Source organism: Chitinimonas prasina (genome assembly GCF_030160395.1).
Lineage (GTDB): Bacteria > Pseudomonadota > Gammaproteobacteria > Burkholderiales > Chitinimonadaceae > Chitinimonas > Chitinimonas prasina.
Window position 1 is genome coordinate 1,146,274 of sequence record NZ_BSOG01000001.1, and the last position, 19,176, is coordinate 1,165,449.

The following is a 19,176-nucleotide window of genomic DNA, read 5'->3' on the forward strand; positions in this document are numbered from 1 at the left end:
GGAAACCTCGGTTTCCCCGCCGTGGTCTGACCACAGAACTGCGGTTTCCGGAAATGCTCACAAGGAGCGCAACATGTCTCACGCACTGCATCTGCTCATGGCCGGTAGCCTGCTGTTGGCTGCCGGTTGCCAACAGCCCATGGCAGCCACCACCCCGCTGCTGATACAAAGCAACAGCAGCAGCTGGCAATGCCCCGCCAACCAGCGCTGCGATGGCACGCCGGACTACCGGGCGCTGCTGGTCAATGTCGGCAAGCAGGAGGTCTACCTGTCATTCGGCCCTGAGCTGAAAGCGCCCTACACCCCGGCACAGCTGGCCCAGCATTTCCGCTTTGGTGATATTTACCATCCCACCGCCCAGGGCATGATTGCCATACACCTGGAAAACAGCGAGCGTGGTGAAGGCCGTATCGAGTTCCTCACCGCTGCCGATGGCCGCCTCAAGGCCCAAGTCACGGCCCAGCGCTATCGTCTACAGAACCAGGGCAAACCAGGCCCAGACTGCCGTACCGACGATATCAAGGGCTATTGCCTGGAAGAGAAGCGCATTGAGGCGCCGCTGACCCTGCAACTGGATCTGGCCCTGCCCTGATGCCAGCTGTAGCACCCTGCCGTCTGTCGTGTAGATGCGTTGCCAAGCCATCGGTTGGGTAAGGATTACCACAGTCGAATGCAATGTTAGTATTTGCTTAATGCGCAACGCATACACGGATGGCATAATCTCTTATTAATCATAGGTTTTTGCTGCCATGCCTCTTTTTCGCTCAAGCCGGGGCTTTACCCTGCTCGAACTGCTGATCGCCCTCGTCATCATCGGCCTGCTGGTCGGCGTGGTCGGTCCCAATCTGTTCAAGAACCTGGGCAAGTCCGAGATCACCACGGCCCGCTCGCAGATAGACGCCATCAGCAAGGCGGTAGAGGCCTACCGGCTTGATAACGGGCACTTCCCCCGCAACGAGCAAGGCCTGGCCGCGCTGACCCAGCCCCCTTCGGGCGTCAGCACCTGGCGCGGCCCCTACCTGAAGAAAGCCGCCCCGCCCGACCCCTGGGGCAATGCCTACCAGTACCGGATACCCGGCAGCAACGGCCGCGAGTTCGAAGTACTATCATTAGGCCGTGATGGTCGCCCTGGTGGCGCCGCCGAAGACGCGGATCTGAGCAATTGAAATGAGCCGGTCGTACCTGGTCAGCGCGCTCGATAGCGAGCGGCGCGTCGTCAGCCTTCGCCTTGAAGCGGCCTCGGATACCGAGGCCAGGGCGCAGCTGAGTGCGCGCGGGCTAACGCCGCTGACCCTGCGTCCGGCCGGCTTTGGCGCCTCGAAAGGCGCCGCCAAGATCAAGTTCGACCTGCTGCTGTTTGCCCAGGAGCTGGCCGCCCTCTTGTCTGCCGGCCTAGGGCTGAGCGAAGCCATCGCCACCCTCGCCGAAAAAGAAACCCGCCCCGGCACCCAGCAGATACTGGTTGAGGTGCGCGATGCCCTGCACCAGGGCCAATCGCTGTCGGCCGCCCTGGCCGCCAAGCCTGCCCTGTTCCCCGAACTGCTGGTGGCCAGCGTGCGTGCCAGCGAGACCACGGGCGACCTGGATCGTGCGCTGGGCCGCTATATCGCCTACCAGCAGCAGATAGACGCGCTGCGCAAGCGCCTGATCAGTGCCGCCACCTACCCCGCCATGCTGCTGTTCGCCGGCGGTGGCGTGTGTCTGTTCCTGGTTGGCTACCTGGTGCCCAAGTTCTCCCAAATCTACGACGGCATGCAGGGTGAGCTGCCGCTGATGTCGCGCCTGCTGCTGGGCTTTGGCGGCTTCCTGGCCGAGCACCGTGCCATGGCGGCTGGCGTGCTGTTTGCCACCATCGCCGGCAGCGTGGCCCTGCTGATGCAACCGGCCAGCCGCGCCAAGCTGGCCGATCTGGCCTGGCGCAGCCCTGGCCTGGGCGCCCGCCTGCGGCTGTTCCAACTGGCTCGCTTCTACCGCGCCACCGGCATGCTGCTGCAGGGCGGCATACCGCTGGTGACCGCCTTCGAGCGGGTAACCGATCTGCTCCACCCGGCCCTGCGGCCGCCGCTGCGCCAGGCCATACAGGCTTTGCGCCAGGGCCAGCCGCTGGCCGAGACGCTGTCACGCGCCGGCCTCACCACAGCCATCGCCCTGCGGCTCTTGCAGGTGGGTGAGCGCACCGGCCAGCTGGGCGAGATGCTGGAGCGTACCGCCGCCTTCCATGATGAAGAGCTGAGCCGCTTTGTCGATACCGCCGCCAAGCTGGTGGAACCCATACTGATGCTGCTGATGGGCGGCTTTATCGGCATGATCGTGCTGCTGATGTACCTGCCCATCTTCGACCTGGCGGGAGGCATGCAGTAATGGCCACGCCTAACACCCTGGAACGCAAGCTCAGCGCCGAACAACTGGCCCGCGCCCGCGTGGAGGCCGAGACCGGTGGCCTGCACCTGCTGACGGCCCTGGCCGCGCAATCGCAGTCCAGCAAGGAGGCCGTGCTGGCCGCCTTGTCGTCGACCTTGCGGATTCCGCTGGTGCCCACCCAGAAGCTGGCCGACCTCAGCCCCGATTTCACCCGCCTGCCCTTCAGCGAAGCCTCGGCCCGGCTATGCCTGCCCATCAAGCACAAGGACCGCACCATCGCCATCGTGGCCGACCCGCTGCAGGCCGGCCTGCTGCACTGGCTGGAACACAAGCTCGATGGCGCCTACCAGTTGGCCCTGTGCGATGACGAAGCCCTGCGCGAGCGCCTGGGTGCCCTGGAGGAAGGCCGCCGCGCCATCGATGGCCTGCTGCCGCAAACCGAGGGCAAGAAGCGGGGCGAGGTGGTGGAAGTCATCACCCTGGCCACCATCGCCGAGGAATCCAGTGCCGCCGTCAGGCTGGTCAACTCCACCCTCTACGATGCGCTCAAGAGCGGCGCCAGCGACATCCATATCGAGAGCGAGCCTGACGGGCTGTGCGTCAAATACCGTATAGACGGTGTGCTGCACGCCGCCAGCCGGGTCAATGGCCAGGAGCTGGCCGAACAGGCCATCTCGCGTATCAAGATCATCAGCGAACTCGACATCGCCGAGCGCCGGGTACCCCAGGATGGCCGTTTCAAGGCCTTTATCCTGGAGCGGGAAGTGGATTTCCGCGTCTCCATCATGCCCAGCATGCACGGTGAGGACGCGGTCTTGCGGGTGCTGGACAAGCAGGCCGTCACTCAGCAGATCAATGGCCTCAGCCTGGCCAGCCTGGGGCTGGACGCCGCCACCTGCAGCACCATACTGAGCCTGGCCCGCGAGCCCTACGGCATGCTGCTGGTCACCGGCCCGACCGGCTCGGGCAAGACCACCACCCTGTATGCCGCGCTGGCCGAGGTGAACAGCAGCGAGGAAAAGCTCATCACCATCGAAGACCCGGTGGAATACCAGCTGCCCGGCGTGCTGCAGATACCGGTGAACGAGAAGAAGGGCCTGACCTTCGCCCGTGGCCTGCGCTCCATCCTGCGGCACGATCCCGACCGCATCATGGTGGGCGAAATACGCGACCCGGAGACTGCCCAGATCGCCGTGCAGGCGGCGCTGACCGGCCACCTGGTACTCTCCACCGTGCACGCCAACAGCGTGTTCGACGTGATCAGCCGCTTCCTGCACATGGAAGTAGACCCCTACAGCCTGGTTTCCGCCCTCAACGGCGTGCTGGGCCAACGCCTGGTGCGGCGCATCTGCAGCCACTGCAGCGTGCCCTATCGGCCGCCATCGGACCTGCTGATCGCCTCCGGCATCCAGGCATCCTGGCTGCCCCGCTTCCAGTTCCGTATCGGCCGTGGCTGCCCGGCGTGCCGTCAGTCCGGCTATCAGGGCCGGATTGCCATTGCCGAAGTGCTGCAACTGAACGACACCCTGCGCGAGCTGATATTGAGCCGCGCCCCCATGAGCGAGATCAAGGCCGCCGCCCGCAAGGCCGGCAGCCGGCCCTTGCGTCAGATCGCCCTGGCCGCCGTGGCCCAGGGCGCGACCACTTTGCAGGAAATCAACCGTGTTACCTTCGTTCGCTGAACTGCGCCCCGATAGGGTGGTGCTGTTCCTCGGCGCCGATTCCCTGCTTGCCGTCGAGCAACATGGCTGGCAACGCCGTCGCGCAGCCGAGCTGCGCCTGCCCCTGCGGCTGCAGGACGGCCTGCCGCAGCTTGACCTGCTGGCCCAGTGGCTGGGCGAACGCCGTGCCCGCCGGCTGGAAGTCCGGCTGTCCAGCGCCTGGGTGCGCTTCGCCATCCTGCCCTGGCAGAATGCCCTGAGCGACGAAACCGTCGCGCAGGCCATGGCCCAGGCCCTGTTTGCCGAGCAGTACGGCGCTGCCAGTGCCGGCTGGGAAATCACCCTGTCGCCGTTCAAGCCCGGCAGCGCCCGGGTTGCCAGTGCACTGGATGGCCGCTGGCTGGCCGCCCTGCGCGAACTGGCACAGCAGCAACGCTACCGGCTGGTTTCCATGCAGCCGGTGCTGGTCTCGCTGTTCAACCGGCTGGCCGACAAGCTGCCCCAGGATGCCCTGCTGGCCGTGGTGGAACCACGCCGGCTGGCGCTGCTGCAACTGCAGCGGGGCCAGTGGGCCAGTCTTTACAACCGGGTACTGCCCGAGCCCTGGGAGCGCCGCCTGCCTAGCCTGATTACCCAGGCCAGCGCCACCCTGGACGCGCTCAACAGCCCCGTCTACATTGCTGCCCCGCTGTTCCAGCGGCCGGACCTGGGCAGGCTGTCCGCCACCTGGCTGCGGCTGCCGGCACAACGCGGCTATGATCCGCGCAGGGACCCCGAATGGGCCCTGTGCACAGGTGTTTGAATGGGACGCATGCAATTGGATTTCGTGGCGACGCGTCGCCATTTCAGTGTTTTCGGTCTGCTGCTGCTCACCGCGGGCTTGGCCTGCCTGCTGCTGGCCAGCTGGCGCATGAGCCAGACCCAGCAGGTGCAACAGCAGCTGGAAGGCCAGCTATGGCAGTTGCAGGCCCCACCCGCCAGCCCCGAAACCGATACCGAGGCCACGGCCCTGGTTGCGGCCGACCGCCTGGCCCGGCAGTTCCGCCGACCCTGGACCATGCTGTTCCAGCGGCTGGAGCAGATCAATGTCCCAGGCGTACGCCTGGGCCAGATCTTGCCGCAGGCTGGCGACAAGGCCTCGGTGCAATTGGGCGGTGAAGCCAGCGATGCCGAATCACTGTATGAATACCTGCGTGCGCTGCGCCGCCAGGGCGGGGTAACCGACGTCTACCTGCTGCAACAGCACTGGGATGCCGAGAGCGAGGCGCTGCGCTTTGTGGTGCAGGCCCGCTGGGACGCCGGCCAGGAATCGGTGGGGGCACCATGATGGTCTGGCCACGTTATATCTGGATGCTGCTGGGTACCTCGGGCCGCCTGGGCGTGTGGTTGCTGCTGGGTGCCGCCGTATTCTGGCTGGTACAGGTGCAGCCTGCCGCCACCCAGCTGACCGAGACCCAGGCCAAGCTGCGCCAAGCGCAGCAGACGCAGACACTGACCGCGCCGGCCAAGCCTCGCCGCATCAATGACTTCTATGCCCGCTTCCCACCGCTGGAGCAGCTACCCGACCAACTGGCGGCGCTGGACGTGGCCGCCGAGGCAGCGGACCTGGCTATCAATGAATCGTACTACCAGCTGCAGACCGTCAACGGCCTGGCGCTACGGCGCTACCAGGTGAACCTGCCGCTGGATGGCGATTACCCGTCGCTGCGGCTGTTCCTCAACCGCGCGCTGGGCGATGCGCCCAATGCGGTGCTCGATGAAGTCCGCTTCGAGCGCGACCCCAAGAGTGATGTGGTCACGGCCCAGCTCAAGCTCAGCTACTACTATCGCGAAGCCACACCGACAGGCCTGGATGTGCCGCTGCCAGCCAGCCTACCCGCCGTGGCCGGCACCGCAACACCTGCCGCAGTGCCGAAGCCGACGCCGGCCCCAACTACGGCACCTGCACCGGCAGCAACACCTGCAGCACCCGCCGCATCGGTACCGGCAGCGGCCACACCGCCCGCCGCACCCATGCCACCCCCTGCGGGAGCCCGGCCATGAGCCTGAACCGCAAGCAGGCCATGGGGCTGGCCCTGGTGGTCGTGGTCGGCCTGTCCGTCTGGTCTACCCGGATGGGCGGCGATGAAGACGACCTGACGCCGGCAGGGCCGACCGTCAGCATCAGCGACCCGAATGTCGCTTCGTCCACCCCAGTGCTGCCGCCAGACGCCACTACGGCGCCGGCCAATGGCGAAAGCTGGCAGAGCGCCATGCAGCGCGACACCGGTTCGCTGCAAGGTGTGGTGGCCGATCCCTTTGGCTCCAGCAAGCCCAAGGCCACGCCCCCGGCCGAAGCCGCCGTGACCGAACCGGCCGCTGTCGTCGCCCCCCCGCCGCCACCGCCGCCCCTGGCACCGCCCTATCGCTACCTGGGCAAGCTGGAGAAAGGCGGCAAGTTGGATATCTATCTCGATAATCAGGGCAGCCCCCTGATAGCCCGCCCTGGCGATACCTTGCCCGGTGGCTGGCGGCTGAACAGCCTGACGGCCGGCCAGCTTGTTTTCACCCATCTCGCCACCAGCGAACAACACACCGTGGGCCTTACGCCATGAATCTGATACGCCCTGGCCTGACCGGCCTGATGTTGCTGACCCTGGTTGCCTGTGCCAGCCAGCCCCAGCAACGCTTCGACCAAGCCCGCCAGATGCTGGGTGAGAACCGCAGCGAAGAAGCCCTGCTGGCGCTGGAAGAACTGGTAAAGCAGGAGCCCGGCAACCAGGAGTTCCGCCGCTACTGGCTGCGCCAGCGCGATGCTATCGTCGAGCGCACCCTGCGTGAGGCCGAATCCCTGCGTATCAACCAGCGCTACAGCGAGGCCCAGGCACGGATAGAGACGGTGTTACGGATACAGCCGGGCAACCCGCGCGCAGCCGACATGCGGCTGGCGCTGGACCGCGAGCTGGCGCACAACAGCCTGGTGGAGCAAGCCATAGCGGCCCAGCAGGCTGGCCAGACCACCCAGGCCCGCGCCCTGCTCAAGCAGGTACTGGCCGAATCGCCCCGCCACCTGGGCGCCCGCAAGCGCCTGGCCGAGCTGGACAAGGCCCGCAACAAGGCCGACATGGCGCCGATATCGGCCAACTCGCCACTGCGCGCCCCCGTCACCATGGAATTCCGCAACGCGCCGCTGCAAAGCATCTTCGACATGCTGAGCCAGAGCACCGGCGTCAATTTCGTGTTCGACCGCGATCTCAAGCTGGACGGCCAGGCCACCATCCTGGCCCGCGACACCCCGCTGGACGAGACCCTCAATGTGCTGCTGACCAGCCAGCAACTGGCCAAGCGGGTGCTGAACGACCGTACCGTGCTGATCTACCCGGCCACGCCCAATCGGCAGAAAGACCTGGAAGGCCTCAACGTCAAGACCTTCTACCTCAACAATATCGAGGCCAAGGCGGCCGCCGCGCTGATCAAGACCATCGTCAAGACCCGCGACATCTACACCGACGACAAGCTCAACCTGCTGGTGATGCGCGACACCCCCGAGGCCATAGGCGTGGCCGAGAAGCTGGTGGCTGCCCATGACCTGGCCGAGGCCGAGGTCATGCTGGAAGTGGAAGTGATGGAAATCGGCAGCGAGCGCCTGGCCCAGCTGGGCGTGCAGTTCCCCGACCAGCTGTCGCTGTCGCTGCCCAAGGCCTTTGACGGCAGCAGCCTCAGCCTGGGCGAGCTGAAGAACCTGGGCCGCGATGGCCTTAAGCTGGGCATAGGCGACCCGGCCCTGCTGCTTAACCTTAAGCACACCGACGGCACCACCGATACCCTGGCCAACCCACGCATACGGGTACGCAACCGCGAGAAGGCCAAGATCCATATCGGCGACCGCGTGCCGGTGATCACCACCACCACCAATCCCACCTCGGGCTCGGTGGCCGAATCGGTGGCCTATCTGGACGTGGGCCTCAAGCTCGATGTGGAACCGCAGGTGTTCCAGGATGACGAGGTGGGCATACGCCTGAACCTGGAAGTCAGCAATATCGTCAAGGAAGTGCCCAGCAAGACCGGCCTCCTGACCTATCAGATCGGCACCCGCACCACCAGCACCGCCCTGCGCCTGCGTGATGGCGAGACCCAAGTGCTGGCCGGCCTGATCAAACAGGAAGAACTGGAATCGGCCTCGCGCCTGCCGGGCCTGGGCCAGCTGCCCATGCTGGGCAAGCTGTTCTCGTCGGAGAAGCGGCAACGCACCAAATCCGAGCTGGTATTGCTGATCACCCCAAGGATACTGCGCAACCTGGCCGTGCCCGACGCCAGCCAGACCGAGTTCACCAGCGGCACGGAAGATCATGTGGGCAGCGAAACCCTGCGCCTGCCGGACGGCAACAGCCAGATCAGCATCCCGGCCGAGGGCAGCCAGCCGCTGGCCCCCCCGCCCGCACCGCAGCCACAGGTAGAGCCGGTGCCACCACCGCAGGTTGACCCAGTGCCGCCGCCACCGCTACCGGTCCCGCCGCAGAACCCGAAATGAAACAACGTGGCTTTACCCTGATAGAGCTGCTGGTCACCCTGACCCTGCTGGCCATCCTGGCCGGCGCAGCGCTACCGTTGGCCCAGTTGCAGGCCCAGCGCAGCCGCGAGCAGAATCTGCGGCAAGCGCTGTGGTCGCTGCGCAATGCCATCGACGAGTACAAGCGCGCCTACGATGAAGGCCGGCTGGAAAAGACCGTGGGCAGCAGCGGCTATCCGCCCAACCTGCGGGTGCTGGTGGACGGGGTATCGGATATCTCCTCGCCGGACGCCCAGAAGCTGTACTTCCTGCGCCGCATCCCGCGCGACCCCTTCTTCCCCGACCAGACCGCGCCCCCCGAGACCACTTGGGGCCTGCGCAGCTACGCCTCGCCAGCCGAGGCCCCCAGGGCCGGCGCCGACGTGTACGATGTCTACAGCCTCAACCCCGGCACGGCGCTGGACGGCCAGCCCTACCGACTATGGTGACCCCCATGCGCCATCGCGGCTTTACCCTGCTGGAACTGATGATCGCCATGGCCATCGTCGCCACCCTGCTCAGCATTGTGGCGCCGCGCTACCTGGGCAGTGTGGACCGCGCGAAAGAGACCGTGCTGCAGGATGACCTGCACACCATGCGCAAGGTACTGGACCAATTCCATGCCGACCGTGGCCGCTACCCCAATGATCTGGAAGAGCTGGTCAGCGCCCGCTATCTACGCAGCATCCCGGTCGACCCCCTGACCGAGCGCAACGATACCTGGCGGGTAGAGCCACCGCCGCCCGGCAGCCAAGGCAATGTCGGCGATGTCCGCAGTGGCGCCAGCGGCCGGGGCAGCGACGGACGCGACTATGGCAGCTGGTGAACGGGGCTCGGCCTATCTCTGGCTGATGGGCGTGCTGGTGGTGTTGGGCCTTATCATGGGCCGCGCCATCGAGGTGGCCAGCACCCAGGCAGATCGCCAGCGCGAACGCACCCTGCTGCAGGTGGGCGACGCCTACCGCCGCGCCATCGCCAGCTATGCCGCCCTGCCCGGCAGCGACGGCAGCCTGCCGCGCTCGGTGGAAGACCTGCTGCAAGACCCCCGCGCCAGCGAACCGGTACGCCACCTGCGCCGCGCCTATGCCGACCCGGTCAGCGGCCAGCCCATGCAGCTGATACGGCGCGAAGACGAAGGTATCGTCGGCGTCCACAGCCCCTCCGACCGCCCCCCCCTGATGCGCCGGGGCTTTGCCCTGCGCTACAAGGAATTCGAGAAGGCAGAGCGGATAGCGGACTGGCAGTTCCTGTTCCAGCCTAGCGGGCAGGCCAAGAACTAGGATGGCTGGCGCAGCAACTCCCTGAAGTCCCACCGAACGCTACAATCGGACTCTAGCGAATTCAGGGGGACGTCAGCGACGCGGCGAAAAGACTTGGAACAGGCTCAAAGGCCGCTAACAAAACCCAGCGAGGCTGGTTATGGCTAGGTGTGGAAATGCTGACAGTACGCGGGTACGGCAAGCTTGCACAAACACGCCATAAGGGGTTCGTTAGCAGCGCTAAACACAGAACTACTCAGATATAGAGCACATGAACAACGCTTTGCCCCAGTGATTTTGCATTCTTAAACACCTCAAGAATACTCCGGAGGAAAACAAAAAGATAATCGGCACTTTCACCGTCTTCCCCTTTCACATTTTTATCAAATGCAGGAGATGACGATACATAGTCACGCTCCAGCGCAGCCTCCACATCACCATCGGAATAAACATTCAAATCCCCTATGTCATAGGCAGCATCTGGGTTTTTGATCAAATCAGAAATTAATCGCTCAAAATCAGCAATCACTTGCGCCTGCTGCGTTGGATTGACGATGGTAATTCTCGTTATATCTCCATACTCGCCTTCAAAACTGTATTGACAGCTGCTGGCATCACCAAGGAACGCGATAGCGGGGAAGTCCCCATGCTCGAGAAGTGCTTTTATCGCATAGATAGCCCACCCACCCCTTGTGTCGCCAGAGACGCTGCAAAGCGCTTCTCCATGCTTTATTGCTCCAACAGAGGACTTAAAATCCTCGAACGCCTCAAGCGTGGGAAATGAAGCAGGGATAGAATTGGTATCTACTATGTAGGTTTTGGTAGCATAGGAATGCGACATGGAATTCACCTTAACATTAACATATTCATCATGTTACTGCAGGCACCCCCAGACGTCAGCACAGTCAATCAGCCAGTGGCGTCATGAATACAAACGCCACTGTTTAACAACTCGGCTGCCAGAGACGCTACGCCAGCTCCGCCACCCTGTCCTCAACAGCCGCCGGTGCCATCCGCCAGGGCGGTGTTGGGCGGAAGTGGTCTTGCAGGAAGTTGAGAAAGGCCCGCAGGCGCATAGGCATGCCGTTGCGGTGGGGGACCAGGGCGACCACGTCGGCGTCGGCCACCTGCCAATCGGGCAGTACCCGTTGCAGCGTGCCGGCGGCCAGGTCGTCGGCCACATGCCATTCCGAGCGCAACATCAGGCCCTTGCCGGCCAGCGCCCATTGCCGCAGTACGTCGCCATCGTTGACGCTGAGTGCCTCGCTGATGCGCACATTGGTCTTTTCACCGTTCTGGTGGAAGGACCACAGGGTGGTGTCTTCGTCGTTCTCGCGCAGTACCAGGCACTGGTGCCGGCGCAGGTCTTCTGGTGTTTGGGGGTAGCCGTGCAGGGCCAGGTATTCGGGCGAGGCGCACAGTACGCGGCGGTTGGGGGCGATGGGGTAGGCTACCCAGTCGGAGTCGGGTAGCTCGCCTATGTGCAGCACCAGGTCGAAACGCTCGTTGCGGTTGACCGAGAAACGGTCGCTCAGGATCAGAGAGATATCGAGTTCGGGGTGCTGGGCGTGGAAGGCCGCCACGATGGGCGCCAGGTAGCGCCGGCCAAAACCCAGTGGGCCATGGATGCGCAGCGCCCCCGCAATGCGGCCGCTGCTTCCGCGCACGTCGTCCATCAGGCGGTCGAATTCGCGCAGCAGCTCCTGTCCCCGTACCAGCAGCAATTCACCCTCTTCGGTCAGCTTGATACCGCGCGCATTGCGGTCCAGCAGCCGCACGCCCAGTCGTCCCTCCAGCTGCTTCAGGCGCTGCGACATCGCCGCCGTGCTCAAGTCCAGTTGCTTGGCCGCGCCGGAAAAACTGCCGGCCTCGGCGATCGCCACAAACATGCGTATGGACTGAAGCTCGCTGTAATCATTCATGATTTTTGGGCGCCGCCGGGAGCTGCAACAGGCGGTTAGATACCGGTATTAATAAGGGCTTATATAATATCATTCCGTCATAATGCTAAATGACCGCTGGTCGGTTGTACGCTGCCAAGTAGCAGGAAGCGTGTTGCTGTCTAGACAGCTTCCCCTCCTGCCCGCTTGCGCCGAAACCCGCATTCCGCCTTTGTTTCAAGCGCTTGGCCTATCCTCATCCTGGTCAGAGTGTGAGTATTACCGGGTAGCCTGCCGTCACGGGTGGGCACATTGAATGGGCAGGCCGGGCGGATGCGGCAGGGCTCCCCCGGTGCCAACGATTGCGGCGGCTCAGACCGCAGCGCTCCCTTGATCGCGCGCCGTCGCCAGTCCCTCCAGTATCGGGCAGTCTGGCCGGTGGTCGCCGCAGCAAGCCTGGGCCAGGGTCTGCAGGGTGGCCCGCATCTCGCTCAGCGCGGCGATGCGCGCATCCAGTTCGGCGATATGGCTTTCGGCCAGTTGCTTGACCGCCGCGCTTTCGCGCTGCTTGTCTTGCCATAGTGATAGCAGCACGCTGATTTGCTCCAGCGAGAAACCCAGGTCACGGGCGCGCCGGATAAAGCGCAGCAGGTGGATATCGCGCTGGCCGTACTGGCGGTAGCCCGACTGGCTGCGGTGGCTGGCTGCCAGCAGGCCTATGCCCTCGTAGTGCCTGATCATCTTGGCGCTGACCCCGCTGGCGCGGGCGGCTTCTCCGATATTCATGGCGTGTTTACCTGGCGGTGTCGCTGCGGACAAGCCCACAAGCGTACGTAACATTATCGTCCCCCCGGCTGCCAGCGGCGCAGCAACAGAGCATTGGCCACCACACTGACGCTGGAGAACGCCATGGCTGCCCCTGCTACCACCGGGTTGAGCAGACCCATGGCGGCCAGCGGAATGCCCACCACGTTGTAGCAGAAGGCCCAGAACAGGTTCTGCCGGATCTTGGCATAGCTGCGGCGGGAGATGGCAATGGCGTCGGCCACTCGGGCCAGATCACCCCGCATCAAGGTGATGCCGGCTGCATGCATGGCCACGTCGGTGCCGCTGCCCATGGCGATGCCGACATCGGCGGCTGCCAGCGCCGGTGCATCATTGATGCCGTCGCCCACCATGGCCACCACATGGCCTTCGGCCTTGAGCGCCAGCAGGGCCTGGGCCTTGTCGGCCGGCAGGATACCGGCCTGGAACTGGCTCAGCCCCAGCTCGGCAGCCACCTGGGCGGCGGCGCCCTGGTTGTCGCCCGTCAGCATGATGGTCTGCACCCCCATGGTCTGTAGCCTGGCCAGTGCCGCTGCCGCGCCGGGCTTGACCGCATCGCCAAAGGCCAGCAGGCCCAGCACCGAGGGCTCGCCCACCCGAGCCAGCCAGGACAAGGTGCGGCCCTGTTGCTCCAGCGCAGCGGCCTGCTCAGCCAGACCTGCCAGGGCAACGCCTTGCTCCTGCATCAGGCGGGCGGTGCCCAGCAGGTATCCCGCCCCATCGATCTCGCCCTGTATGCCCCGCCCCGGCAGGGCCTGCAGCTTGCTAGCCGGTAGCGCGGCAACACTAGCCTGCTGTGCCGCCCCGATCACGGCATGGGCCAGCGGATGCTCGCTACCCGCCTGCAGCCCGGCCGCCAGTGCCAGCAGGGTAGCGTCGCTTACATCATTGCCGGCTATGGCCAGCAGGCGCGGCTTGCCCTCGGTAAGGGTGCCGGTCTTGTCAAACGCCACAGCGCTGATGCGATGGGCCGTTTCGAGCGCCTCGGCGTCCTTGATCAGTATGCCGTGCCTTGCCGCGACTCCAGTGCCCGCCATGATGGCTGTGGGCGTAGCCAGGCCCAGGGCGCAAGGGCAGGCAATCACCAGCACGGCCACCGCGTTGATGATGGCGGGTTCCAGTTGGCCAGCCAGCAGCCACCAGGCCAGCAGCGTAAGCAAGGCGATGACCAGCACCACCGGCACGAATACCGCGCTGACCTGGTCTACCAGACGCTGTATCGGCGCCTTGGCCGCCTGAGCATGCTCCACCAGCCGAATGATACGGGCCAGGGTGGTCTCCGCCCCGATGGCCACGGTACGGACCAGCAGCAGGCCATCACCATTGATGGCACCGCCAGTTACCCGCTCGCCCGGCCCTTTGGGCACCGGCAGGCTCTCGCCGGTCAGCAGAGCTTCGTCCAGCTGGCTGCTGCCTTCCACCACCTCGCCATCCACCGGCACCCGCTCACCGGGGCGCACTACCACCAGGTCACCCACGGTAATCAGGGCGATGGGCACATCCTCATCCCGCCCCTCGCGGCGGCGCCTTGCAGTGGCCGGTCGCAGGGCCTGCAGGGCGCGAATGGCCTCGCTGGTCTGGCGCTTGGCCCGGGCTTCCAGCCACTTGCCCAGCAGCACCAGGCTGATCACCACGGAAGAGGCTTCAAAGTAGAGGTGGGGCATGCCGTGCTCGCCATGCCGTAGCAAGAGGTAAACACTCAAGCCATAGGCCGCACTGGTACCCAGGGCGACCAACAGGTCCATATTGCCGCTCCCCGCCCGCATGGCCAGGTAGCCGGCGCGGTAGAAGCGTGCGCCCAGCCAGAACTGCACCGGGGTGGCCAACAGCAGCTGCAGCCAGCCCGGCAACATCCAATGGACACCCGCCAGCTCGGCCACCATGGGCAACACCAACGGCAGCGACAGCGCACCCGATACGGCCACCGGCCACCAGGCTGGCAGCGCAGGCCGTGGGCTGTCCTTGCCCTCCTGGTGCAGGCTGGCGCTGTAACCGGCGCGCGTCACGGCAGCCATCAGGCTGGCACTATCCACCCCTTGGTCCACCAGCAGCGTAGCCTGCTCGGTCGCCAGATTAACGCTCACTTCGCGCACGCCGGGCTCCCGCGCCAGCACCTTCTCCACCCGCCCTACGCAGCTGGCACAGCTCATCCCGCCTATGGCCAGGGTCAGCGTCTGCTGCGGCACGCTGAAACCTGCCTGGGCAATGGCACTTCGCACCATGGCGAGCGTTAGCTCGGGCCCCGCCGTGAGCGTGGCCGATTCGCTAGCCAAGTTGACGCTGGCGGCTTGCACCCCGGGTAGCCGTGCCAGCACTTTCTCCACTCGGCTAACGCAACTTGCACAGGTCATACCGGCCACCGGCACGGTCAGCTGACTGTTTTGCTCCTTTGTTTCGCTTTGCATGGTGTTATGCCTCGTCATGGCTACTGTGATGACCGCAGTCTGAACCTTCCTATCATGGCAAGGTCAAGCACCATGTGCACGGCTTGGTCGCCGCCAGTCACCCGCGCTGTGCGCCGCGCAGGCCAGCCGCTATCATCCGGCTCCCGCGCCCCCTAGATTAATAGCAATGATGGATTGGCAGCCCTGGCAATACACCGACTCCAACGGCCTTACCCTGCGCGGCTGGCATACCCCGCCCTCAGGCAAGCCTGTGCTGCATTTCCTGCATGGCAATGGCTTTAGCGGTCGCACCTATGAGCCCATGCTGGCGCTGCTGGCGGTGGATTTCGACCTATGGCTGTGTGATCTGCCCGGCCATGGCCGCAGCGATGTCGGCGATCGCTTTCTGGGCTGGAACCGCAATGCCAGCCTGTCGCTGGACGCTTTTATGGCGCACCAGTCGCTGTGGGATGCCGGGCTGCCGCGCTACGCCCTGGGCCACAGTTTTGGTGGCGTGCTGACGGCACTATCGCTGGCAGAACGGCCCGGCCTGTTCCAACGTGCCGTGCTGCTGGACCCGGTGATCTTCACCCCCTGGATGAACCGGCTGCTGCGGGCAGCAGAAACCCTGGGGCTGGCGCACCACACCCCGCTGGCCAGGCTGTCACGCAAGCGCCGCCGGGTCTGGCCCAGTGCCGCTGCGGCGCAGGCAGCACTCAGCGGCCGAGGCATCTTCCGGGGCTGGACCGAGGCCGCCATGGCCGCCTATGTGGCCCACGCCATGGCCCCGGTTGCGGAGGGTATCGGCCTGTGCACGCCTGCCAGCCTGGAATCCACCATCTTCGGTTCGGCCCCGCAGCGTCTATGGCCCTCGCTACGTGCCAGCAGCACCCCGGTGCGGCTGATCCACGGCGACCAGACCTACCCCTTCGTGCCGGTCTCGGCCCAGCGCTGGCAACGGCTCAACCCTCAGGTCGAAGTCATGCAGACCAGTGGTGGCCATTGCTTTATGCAGGAGGACCCAGCACTGGCGGCCGAGTTGACACGTGCCTACCTGCTGGGAAAAAACTGAAAAACCTGAGGCATGGCCACTTGTGCCACGGGCAGGCTGCTTGCAGACCGGGCTAGAAGCAGCTATTCGCCCAGCAACTGCCGGACGCTGGCCAGGGTGCGCAACTGCCTGCGGACATGGCACACCACATCCTGTCGGCTCAGGCTATCGCCGCTGCAGATCACCTCATCGGGCGCCACGCCCAGCTCGGCACACAGCAGCAGGGCATCGTCGTCGTAGTTGCTGACGGGCGGCAAAGCGCGGCCCAGGCGGCAGGCCGGCACCGACAGGTTGTCGTCCATATCGTCGGCCGGCAGCAGACTGATACCGAAGGAGGGTTCCTCGGCTTCTATCATGGCCAGCAGGTCATTGGGCGCCAGCGGCTCGCCTATGGCTACGCAGTGCTCGATCAACACGCCGGCCATGGGTGTCAGCACCATATGGGTCTCGCCGGCCACGGCCAAGCGCACCAGCGGGGTATCGGCCGGAATATCGGCGCCTATGGCCACCAGCCATTCGGTCACGACCGTGGGGGTGCCAAGATCGTCGGGGGCGCAAACCAGATGGGTGGTGGAGGGCATGGTAGCGAACCTTTTAGAAATTGGGCCTAAGGCTAGCACGCTGCCGCCCATAAAAAAACGCCGCTGGGAGCGGCGTTTTTGCCTTTGGGCAGGGGCCGGTATCAGCGCTTGTTGCGACGCTCGCTGACGGCACCAGCCAGCTTCTTCAGCACGGCCACGCTGTCGTCCCAACCCAGGCAGGCATCGGTAATGCTGCAGCCGTATTTCAACTGCTGGCCTTCCACCAGATCCTGGCGGCCTTCATTGATGTGGCTTTCTATCATCACGCCAAACACCGCGTGATTGCCAGCGGCTATCTGGCCGGCCACATCGTCGGCTACCGTGATCTGCTTGCGGTAATCCTTGCTGCTGTTGGCATGGCTGAAGTCCACCATGACTTTTTCCGGCAGGCCGGCTGCCGCCAGGTCGTTGACGGCGCCCGCGACATGCTCGGCCGAGTAGTTGGGGGTCTTGCCGCCACGCAGGATAACGTGGCAATCCGGATTGCCGCCGGTGGCGACGATGGCGGAATGGCCGAACTTGGTCACCGACAGGAAATGGTGCGGCACACTGGCCGAGCGGATAGCGTCGATGGCGATCTTGAGATTGCCGTCCGTACCGTTCTTGAAGCCCACCGGGCAGCTCAGGCCCGATGCCAGTTCGCGGTGAACCTGCGACTCGGTGGTGCGGGCACCGATAGCGCCCCAGCTGATCAGGTCGGCAAAATACTGCGGCGTGATCATGTCGAGGAATTCGGTAGAGGCCGGCACCCCCATATCGTTCAGATCCAGCAACAACTTGCGGGCAATGCGCAGGCCGTTGTTGATATCGAAGCTGCCATCCAGGTGCGGGTCGTTGATCAGGCCCTTCCAGCCCACCGTGGTACGCGGCTTCTCGAAGTAGACACGCATGACAATCAACAGATCGCGGGCCAGTTCCTCGTGGATCGCCAGCAGGCGTCGGCCATAATCAAGCGCGGCCTCCGGGTCGTGTATCGAGCAGGGGCCCACTACCACCAGCAGGCGATCATCCTCGCCAGTCAGGATGCGGTGTATGGCCTGGCGGGCCTGGAAGGTCGTGGTCGTCGCCACCTCGGTCACCGGGTACTTTTCCAGTGCCGCGATGGGCGGGAGCAATTCCTTGATTTCCTTGATGCGTACGTCGTCGGTTTGGAACAGCATGGCGGGCGCTTGCGGTTGGATTCGGGGACTGCCTAGGTTATCGACAGCCCTGCTGCGGCGCAAATAACTTTGTTCGATGGCCACGATAGCGGCCACGCATATACGGGAGCCGACCTTGAAGATCCATCGACCTTGCTTGAGCAGGCTACTTGCATGGCTGCTGGCTGGCGTGGCCTTGCTGGCCGGCTACAGCCTGATCGGCACCCTGTGGCGCTGGTGGCAGTACGGTGGTGACGGCCGCCCCGAGATAGCCTGGCGCCTGACCTTGCAGGCTGGCCTATTCCTGCTTGCCTCGCTGGCCCTGTATGCGATGCGCCGGACTGCAGTGCGCAAGCTGAGCTAAGTGCGGCTACCAAAACCCAGCGTAGCGTTTCTGGTTAGGCGTGCGAGCGACGGCAGTACTTAGCTACGGCAAGCTCGCACAGCAACGCCAGAAGGGTTTTGTTAGCCGCTCTAAAAAACAAAACCGCCGGTTTCAAGCGGCGGTTTCGTCTTGGGCTGTTGCGGGCTCAGTCGGCGTATTGCTTCTTGAGCCGTTCACGCCGCTCCTGCGCCTCTACCGTCAACGACGCGGTAGGACGGGCCAGTAGTCGAGCCAGGCCTATCGGTTCGCCGGTATCGTCACAGTAGCCGTAATCGCCATCGTCAATCTTCTTCACGGTGGATTCGATTTTCAGCAGCAGCTTGCGCTCACGGTCACGCGTACGCAGCTCCAGCGCGTATTCCTCTTCGAGGGTGGCGCGGTCAGCCGGATCAGGTGTCGCTTCCTGCTCTTGCAGGTGCTGGCTGGTGGCAGTGGCATTGGCGAGCAACTCGGCCTTCATATCGAGCAGGCGTTGACGGAAGAACGCGAGGTGATCCTCGTTCATATAATCGTCGCCCTGCCAGTTGAGGATATCTTCCTCGGTCAGTTTCTTGGCCATGGTGGTGCTTCTCCACGCTGGTTGACGGACACACCGCCCAGGTTAGGCGGCGATGCTCCAAAGTTGCGGGGCGCGAGCTTAACGGGGTGTCAGGCGCCTTGCAACCATCATCATCGGAACAGGACCGTGAATATTGCGGTTAAACAGGCCACGATGCTGTCCCTGTAAAGACACAAAGCCGACCAGGGCCGGCTTTGCTACGTTATTTCTGGCTCAACACCCACTTCACGATCACCTTCAGATCGGCGTCGGCGATCTGTTGCGGCGGCATCGGTATCTGCCCCCACACGCCTACGCCACCCTTCTTGATCTTGGCGATCAGCTTGGCTTCGGCAGCCTTGTCACCACGGTACTTGGCGGCCACATCTTTGTAGGAGGGGCCGACGACCTTGGTGGCCACCTGATGGCAGGCCATGCAGTTGTTCTTGGCGGCAATGGTGGCGCCATCGGGAGCAGCCTGGGCGGCCAGGGCAGTGCCGGCCACAAGGGCGGCGAGCAGCAGTTTCATCAATGTCTCCTGACGAGGTGTTCGTCCTGCAATACGGTATGACAACTATCCAGGC

22 protein-coding genes are annotated in these 19,176 nt (G+C 64.5%); 14 read left to right on the forward strand and 8 right to left on the reverse strand.

The genetic code is table 11. The annotated features are described in order from the left end of the window. Positions 1-73: 73 nt before the first annotated feature. The 12 genes from QQK16_RS05280 to QQK16_RS05335 all read left to right on the forward strand — a co-directional run bounded on the left by QQK16_RS05280 (position 74) and on the right by QQK16_RS05335 (position 9,830). Positions 74-592, forward strand: coding sequence for a hypothetical protein (locus QQK16_RS05280; RefSeq protein ID WP_284195380.1), 519 nt, complete (start codon positions 74-76; stop codon positions 590-592). Positions 593-749: 157 nt separating this feature from the next. Next, positions 750-1,166: a type II secretion system major pseudopilin GspG gene (gene gspG, locus QQK16_RS05285; RefSeq protein WP_284195381.1), complete on the forward strand. Its 417-nt coding sequence runs from the start codon at positions 750-752 to the stop codon at positions 1,164-1,166. A 1-nt stretch (position 1,167) separates the two neighbouring features. Beyond that, the gene (locus tag QQK16_RS05290) at positions 1,168-2,361 is read left to right on the forward strand and encodes a type II secretion system F family protein (RefSeq protein ID WP_284195382.1); all 1,194 of its coding nucleotides are present in this window, start codon (positions 1,168-1,170) and stop codon (positions 2,359-2,361) included. Continuing rightward, positions 2,361-4,043, forward strand: coding sequence for a GspE/PulE family protein (locus tag QQK16_RS05295; protein WP_284195383.1), 1,683 nt, complete (start codon positions 2,361-2,363; stop codon positions 4,041-4,043). The genes QQK16_RS05290 and QQK16_RS05295 overlap by 1 nt, the downstream gene beginning before the upstream one ends. Continuing rightward, the gene (locus QQK16_RS05300; RefSeq protein WP_284195384.1) at positions 4,024-4,824 is read left to right on the forward strand and encodes a hypothetical protein; all 801 of its coding nucleotides are present in this window, start codon (positions 4,024-4,026) and stop codon (positions 4,822-4,824) included. Before QQK16_RS05295 ends, QQK16_RS05300 begins: the two co-directional genes overlap by 20 nt. A gap of 9 nt (positions 4,825-4,833) precedes the next feature. Further along, positions 4,834-5,349: a hypothetical protein gene (locus tag QQK16_RS05305; RefSeq protein WP_284195385.1), complete on the forward strand. Its 516-nt coding sequence runs from the start codon at positions 4,834-4,836 to the stop codon at positions 5,347-5,349. Then, positions 5,346-6,065: a hypothetical protein gene (locus tag QQK16_RS05310; RefSeq protein ID WP_284195386.1), complete on the forward strand. Its 720-nt coding sequence runs from the start codon at positions 5,346-5,348 to the stop codon at positions 6,063-6,065. The genes QQK16_RS05305 and QQK16_RS05310 overlap by 4 nt, the downstream gene beginning before the upstream one ends. Next, positions 6,062-6,616 carry a hypothetical protein gene (locus tag QQK16_RS05315; RefSeq protein WP_284195387.1) on the forward strand — a complete coding sequence of 185 codons (555 nt, stop codon included), beginning with the start codon at positions 6,062-6,064 and terminating at the stop codon, positions 6,614-6,616. The genes QQK16_RS05310 and QQK16_RS05315 overlap by 4 nt, the downstream gene beginning before the upstream one ends. Continuing rightward, positions 6,613-8,532: a secretin N-terminal domain-containing protein gene (locus tag QQK16_RS05320; RefSeq protein ID WP_284195388.1), complete on the forward strand. Its 1,920-nt coding sequence runs from the start codon at positions 6,613-6,615 to the stop codon at positions 8,530-8,532. Before QQK16_RS05315 ends, QQK16_RS05320 begins: the two co-directional genes overlap by 4 nt. Then, positions 8,529-8,999, forward strand: a complete 471-nt coding sequence (locus QQK16_RS05325; RefSeq protein WP_284195389.1) for a type II secretion system protein — start codon at positions 8,529-8,531, stop codon at positions 8,997-8,999. Before QQK16_RS05320 ends, QQK16_RS05325 begins: the two co-directional genes overlap by 4 nt. 5 nt (positions 9,000-9,004) lie before the next feature. Then, the gene (locus QQK16_RS05330; RefSeq protein ID WP_284195390.1) at positions 9,005-9,376 is read left to right on the forward strand and encodes a type II secretion system protein; all 372 of its coding nucleotides are present in this window, start codon (positions 9,005-9,007) and stop codon (positions 9,374-9,376) included. Then, positions 9,363-9,830 (forward strand): type II secretion system protein, encoded by a 468-nt coding sequence (locus QQK16_RS05335; RefSeq protein ID WP_284195391.1) that lies wholly within the window; start codon positions 9,363-9,365, stop codon positions 9,828-9,830. Before QQK16_RS05330 ends, QQK16_RS05335 begins: the two co-directional genes overlap by 14 nt. Before the next feature lie 235 nt (positions 9,831-10,065). On the opposite strand, the gene QQK16_RS05340 is transcribed toward QQK16_RS05335, so the two are convergent. The 4 genes from QQK16_RS05340 to QQK16_RS05355 all read right to left on the reverse strand — a co-directional run bounded on the left by QQK16_RS05340 (position 10,066) and on the right by QQK16_RS05355 (position 14,919). Next, on the reverse strand, positions 10,066-10,650 hold the full coding sequence (locus QQK16_RS05340) for a hypothetical protein (protein ID WP_284195392.1): 585 nt from the start codon (positions 10,648-10,650) through the stop codon (positions 10,066-10,068). A gap of 127 nt (positions 10,651-10,777) precedes the next feature. Beyond that, complete coding sequence (locus QQK16_RS05345) at positions 10,778-11,731, reverse strand: LysR family transcriptional regulator (protein WP_284195393.1); 954 nt, start codon at positions 11,729-11,731, stop codon at positions 10,778-10,780. Between the two features lie 330 nt (positions 11,732-12,061). Beyond that, entirely contained in the window at positions 12,062-12,475 is a 414-nt protein-coding gene (gene cueR, locus QQK16_RS05350; RefSeq protein ID WP_284195394.1) for a Cu(I)-responsive transcriptional regulator, read from the reverse strand. A 53-nt stretch (positions 12,476-12,528) separates the two neighbouring features. Further along, positions 12,529-14,919, reverse strand: a complete 2,391-nt coding sequence (locus QQK16_RS05355) for a heavy metal translocating P-type ATPase (protein WP_284195395.1) — start codon at positions 14,917-14,919, stop codon at positions 12,529-12,531. Between the two features lie 166 nt (positions 14,920-15,085). Between QQK16_RS05355 and QQK16_RS05360 the strand changes: the two genes are divergently transcribed. Further along, complete coding sequence (locus QQK16_RS05360) at positions 15,086-15,970, forward strand: alpha/beta fold hydrolase (RefSeq protein WP_284195396.1); 885 nt, start codon at positions 15,086-15,088, stop codon at positions 15,968-15,970. 62 nt (positions 15,971-16,032) lie between these two features. On the opposite strand, the gene QQK16_RS05365 is transcribed toward QQK16_RS05360, so the two are convergent. After that, positions 16,033-16,530, reverse strand: coding sequence for a hypothetical protein (locus tag QQK16_RS05365; RefSeq protein WP_284195397.1), 498 nt, complete (start codon positions 16,528-16,530; stop codon positions 16,033-16,035). A gap of 101 nt (positions 16,531-16,631) precedes the next feature. Further along, entirely contained in the window at positions 16,632-17,690 is a 1,059-nt protein-coding gene (aroG, locus tag QQK16_RS05370) for a 3-deoxy-7-phosphoheptulonate synthase AroG (RefSeq protein WP_284195398.1), read from the reverse strand. Positions 17,691-17,826: 136 nt separating this feature from the next. On the opposite strand from aroG, the gene QQK16_RS05375 reads away from it, so the two are divergent. Beyond that, positions 17,827-18,033 carry a hypothetical protein gene (locus tag QQK16_RS05375; protein ID WP_284195399.1) on the forward strand — a complete coding sequence of 69 codons (207 nt, stop codon included), beginning with the start codon at positions 17,827-17,829 and terminating at the stop codon, positions 18,031-18,033. Positions 18,034-18,199: 166 nt separating this feature from the next. Here QQK16_RS05375 and dksA read toward each other — a convergent pair whose 3' ends face one another. After that, positions 18,200-18,613 (reverse strand): RNA polymerase-binding protein DksA, encoded by a 414-nt coding sequence (dksA, locus tag QQK16_RS05380; protein ID WP_284195400.1) that lies wholly within the window; start codon positions 18,611-18,613, stop codon positions 18,200-18,202. A gap of 202 nt (positions 18,614-18,815) precedes the next feature. After that, the gene (locus tag QQK16_RS05385; RefSeq protein ID WP_284195401.1) at positions 18,816-19,121 is read right to left on the reverse strand and encodes a c-type cytochrome; all 306 of its coding nucleotides are present in this window, start codon (positions 19,119-19,121) and stop codon (positions 18,816-18,818) included. Positions 19,122-19,176: the final 55 nt, after the last annotated feature.

Excerpts from the sequence above, each read along its gene's own strand:
- cueR (WP_284195394.1), bottom strand. The coding sequence starts at position 12,475 with ATGAATATCGGAGAAGCCGCCCGCGCCAGCGGGGTCAGCGCCAAGATG.
- QQK16_RS05385 (WP_284195401.1), bottom strand. The coding sequence starts at position 19,121 with ATGAAACTGCTGCTCGCCGCCCTTGTGGCCGGCACTGCCCTGGCCGCC.
- QQK16_RS05280 (WP_284195380.1), top strand. The coding sequence starts at position 74 with ATGTCTCACGCACTGCATCTGCTCATGGCCGGTAGCCTGCTGTTGGCT.
- QQK16_RS05340 (WP_284195392.1), bottom strand. The coding sequence starts at position 10,650 with ATGTCGCATTCCTATGCTACCAAAACCTACATAGTAGATACCAATTCT.
- QQK16_RS05335 (WP_284195391.1), top strand. The coding sequence starts at position 9,363 with ATGGCAGCTGGTGAACGGGGCTCGGCCTATCTCTGGCTGATGGGCGTG.
- QQK16_RS05360 (WP_284195396.1), top strand. The coding sequence starts at position 15,086 with ATGATGGATTGGCAGCCCTGGCAATACACCGACTCCAACGGCCTTACC.
- QQK16_RS05345 (WP_284195393.1), bottom strand. The coding sequence starts at position 11,731 with ATGAATGATTACAGCGAGCTTCAGTCCATACGCATGTTTGTGGCGATC.
- gspG (WP_284195381.1), top strand. The coding sequence starts at position 750 with ATGCCTCTTTTTCGCTCAAGCCGGGGCTTTACCCTGCTCGAACTGCTG.
- QQK16_RS05305 (WP_284195385.1), top strand. The coding sequence starts at position 4,834 with ATGCAATTGGATTTCGTGGCGACGCGTCGCCATTTCAGTGTTTTCGGT.
- dksA (WP_284195400.1), bottom strand. The coding sequence starts at position 18,613 with ATGGCCAAGAAACTGACCGAGGAAGATATCCTCAACTGGCAGGGCGAC.
- QQK16_RS05320 (WP_284195388.1), top strand. The coding sequence starts at position 6,613 with ATGAATCTGATACGCCCTGGCCTGACCGGCCTGATGTTGCTGACCCTG.
- QQK16_RS05325 (WP_284195389.1), top strand. The coding sequence starts at position 8,529 with ATGAAACAACGTGGCTTTACCCTGATAGAGCTGCTGGTCACCCTGACC.
- QQK16_RS05295 (WP_284195383.1), top strand. The coding sequence starts at position 2,361 with ATGGCCACGCCTAACACCCTGGAACGCAAGCTCAGCGCCGAACAACTG.
- aroG (WP_284195398.1), bottom strand. The coding sequence starts at position 17,690 with ATGCTGTTCCAAACCGACGACGTACGCATCAAGGAAATCAAGGAATTG.
- QQK16_RS05315 (WP_284195387.1), top strand. The coding sequence starts at position 6,062 with ATGAGCCTGAACCGCAAGCAGGCCATGGGGCTGGCCCTGGTGGTCGTG.
- QQK16_RS05310 (WP_284195386.1), top strand. The coding sequence starts at position 5,346 with ATGATGGTCTGGCCACGTTATATCTGGATGCTGCTGGGTACCTCGGGC.
- QQK16_RS05290 (WP_284195382.1), top strand. The coding sequence starts at position 1,168 with ATGAGCCGGTCGTACCTGGTCAGCGCGCTCGATAGCGAGCGGCGCGTC.
- QQK16_RS05365 (WP_284195397.1), bottom strand. The coding sequence starts at position 16,530 with ATGCCCTCCACCACCCATCTGGTTTGCGCCCCCGACGATCTTGGCACC.
- QQK16_RS05355 (WP_284195395.1), bottom strand. The coding sequence starts at position 14,919 with ATGCAAAGCGAAACAAAGGAGCAAAACAGTCAGCTGACCGTGCCGGTG.
- QQK16_RS05330 (WP_284195390.1), top strand. The coding sequence starts at position 9,005 with ATGCGCCATCGCGGCTTTACCCTGCTGGAACTGATGATCGCCATGGCC.